General features: G+C 66.5%; 2 protein-coding genes. One reads left to right on the plus strand and one right to left on the minus strand.

The window, feature by feature from the left end; all coding sequences use genetic code 11:
* Positions 1–73 precede the first annotated feature (73 nt).
* The gene (locus ABGA94_RS01040) at positions 74–1,243 is read right to left on the minus strand and encodes an OprO/OprP family phosphate-selective porin (RefSeq protein ID WP_005419152.1); all 1,170 of its coding nucleotides are present in this window, start codon (positions 1,241–1,243) and stop codon (positions 74–76) included.
* Between the two features lie 332 nt (positions 1,244–1,575).
* On the opposite strand from ABGA94_RS01040, the gene ABGA94_RS01045 reads away from it, so the two are divergent.
* Positions 1,576–2,919: a dicarboxylate/amino acid:cation symporter gene (locus ABGA94_RS01045; protein WP_005419151.1), complete on the plus strand. Its 1,344-nt coding sequence runs from the start codon at positions 1,576–1,578 to the stop codon at positions 2,917–2,919.
* Positions 2,920–2,970: the final 51 nt, after the last annotated feature.

The raw sequence follows: 2,970 nt of genomic DNA on the forward strand, positions 1-2,970 counted from the left end.
AGTACATGGCGGCAGTCTACGCAGGGCCGGGGGGCGTGGCGTGCACGCCCGCCGGGGTCTGACGTGGAAGGGGTCAGAAGTGCATCTGCGCGCGCAGTTCGAAGATCTCCGGCGTGCTGTGCACGCCACGACGGCTGGCGTCGACCTTCACGTAGTTGGCCTGGAACTTGAAGTGGCTGGTCAGGTACCAGTTCGCACCCAACGTCAGGTCGTGCTGGCGGCCACCCAGGATGTCACCATCGTCGAGGTCCAGGCGGCTGTAACGCGCCACCAGTTCCACCGCACCGTAGTTGTGCGCCGGCTTGATGTTGGCCACCGCACCGGCGTTGTACGGCCGCGATTCGCCGGTCAGCACCCAGCTGGCCATCGCGTACTGGCCGCTGCCGGTGAAGTCGGGCTTGCCGTCATGGCGGGTGACCGTGGCGCGCAGCGCTTCGGCCTGCAGCGAGAACGGGCCGCGGATCCAGATGCCTTCCAGGCCGGTGCGGCGGATCTGGTCGGCGGTGACCAGCGCGCCGGAATCGACGTAGCGGATGTCGGTCAGGCCGGCTTCCGGGCGCGCGCGCAGGCGGGCGCTGGCCTCGTGGTGCACGTCGCGGCCATCGCTGTAGCCGCGTGGGTTCTCCTGCGAGTAGGCCAGGCCCAGGTGGATAACGTCACCCGGTGCCTTCACCGGCGTCCACACCGCACGCACCGCCTGGGTGGTGCCGGGGTTGTCGCCCTGCAGGTCCTTGCCGCCATAGGCGCCTGCCTGCAGCAGGTACTGCGGGCGCTCCAGCACCCATTCCACACCGGTACGGCGGCCTTCGTAGAAGGCCTGCACCGGCAGCGAGGTTTCCAGGAAGCTGCCGGCACGCGAAGAGGTGTTCGCATCCAGGCCGACCGGCGTCTTCATGTAGCCGAAGCGGAAGCGGCCGACGTCACGGCCGAAGAAGGCCTTGCTCTCGAAGCGCACGAACACGTCCAGCCAGGTATCGGCCTGGAAGTCGTAGTAGACCATCGCGTCGTACACGCCCTTCTTCTTCAGCGTCGCACCGAATTCCTTGCGGCGCACGGCGTCGTCGTCCTCGAGGCCACTGGCCGAGGAAAAGTCGTTGTAGTCGTAGGCGATGTTGGCGGTAGCGGCCAACTCGGTGCCGTCGCCGAAGGTGTACTTGGTCGGCCAGTTGTCGAAATCCGCAGCCGAAGCGAGGGCGGGTAGGGCGGCCAGCGACAGGGCCAGCAAGGTGGGATTCGGGCGCATGTTGGGTGCGGCTCTCTCAGATTGCGTGTGGACAGGACATCAGCGGCCGCAGGGGCCGAAACTTTCGCAGGGACATGCCCAGCCGTTCAGCCCGGGCCACCGGCCTTCCCGTTTCTGGGCGGTGCGGCGCCAGTGTAGGCACCTGTGCCACCTGAACCGGGGGGCTAGTACCAATAGGTTATCTGCGCCGGCGTGCCTGGCGCGTACAAAGGCGTCCATTGGTCGCACCCCCTGTGCGTGCAGTACAGGGCCTGCGGTCAGTTTCCACGGTAACGGCTCCCGTGCAGTCCCGGGGCCGTACGTGCCTGAAAACGCCCCTTCCGGAGTCCGCCATGCACATCCCGACCGCAGCACCGGTGCCTGCAAAGCCGTTGCCGATCTATCGCCAGCTGTACTTCCAGGTGATCGTGGCGATCGTCCTGGGTGCCATCCTCGGCCACTACGAACCGCTGGTCGGCGAGAAGATGAAGCCGCTCGGCGATGCCTTCATCAACCTGGTGAAGATGATCATCGCGCCGGTGATCTTCCTCACCATCGTCACCGGCATCGCCAGCATGACCCACCTGCGCACGGTGGGCCGGGTGTTCGCCAAGGCGATGGCGTACTTCCTGTTCTTCTCCACGCTGGCGCTGATTGTCGGCATGATCGTGGCGCACGTGGTGCAGCCCGGCGCGGGCATGAACATCAACCCGGCCGAGCTGGACCAGACCGCAGTGCACAGCTACGTCGAGAAGTCGCATGACCTGACCCTGGTCGGCTTCCTGATGGACATCATCCCGAAGACGCTGCTCAGCGCTTTTGTCGATGGCAACATCCTGCAGGTGCTGTTCGTGGCCGTGCTGTTCGGCATCGCGCTGGCGATGGTGGGCGACAAGGGCAAGCCGGTGCTGAACTTCCTGGAGGCGCTGGTTGCCCCGGTGTTCAAGCTGGTGCACATCCTGATGAAGGCCGCCCCGATCGGTGCCTTCGGTGCGATCGCCTTCACCATCGGCAAGTACGGCGTCGGCTCGCTGATCAACCTGGCCTGGCTGGTGGGCTCGTTCTACCTCACCGCGTTCCTGTTCGTCGCGGTGATCCTGGGCCTGGTCTGCCGCCTGTGCGGCTTCTCGGTGTTCAAGCTGGCGCGCTACCTGAAGGCCGAACTGCTGCTGGTGCTCGGCACCTCCTCGTCGGAGTCGGCGCTGCCGTCGCTGATGGAGAAGATGGAACGCGCCGGCTGCAGCAAGTCGGTGGTGGGCCTGGTGGTCCCGACCGGCTACTCGTTCAACCTGGACGGCACCAACATCTACATGACCCTGGCGGCACTGTTCATCGCCCAGGCCACCAACACCGAACTGACCCTGGGCCACCAGATCGCCCTGCTGCTGGTCGCCATGCTCAGCTCCAAGGGCGCGGCGGGTGTCACCGGCGCCGGTTTCATCACCCTGGCCGCCACCCTGGCCGTGGTGCCGGAGGTGCCGGTGGCTGGCATGGCGCTGATCCTGGGCGTGGACCGGTTCATGAGCGAATGCCGCTCGCTGACCAATTTCATCGGCAATGCGGTGGCCACCGTGGTGGTCTCGCGCTGGGAAGGCGCGCTGGACCGCAACCGCCTGCAGCTGGCGCTGGATGGCCGCGAGAGCGAACTGCCGCCGCCGGTCGATGCGCTGCCCGAGGCGCTGCCGGCCAAGGGCTGATCCAGGTGTGTGGTACCGCGGGGCCGATCACGTCAGTGGTACGGCCCCGCG

Source organism: Stenotrophomonas sp. 3diitr2024 (assembly GCF_042136455.1).
GTDB lineage: Bacteria > Pseudomonadota > Gammaproteobacteria > Xanthomonadales > Xanthomonadaceae > Stenotrophomonas > Stenotrophomonas sepilia.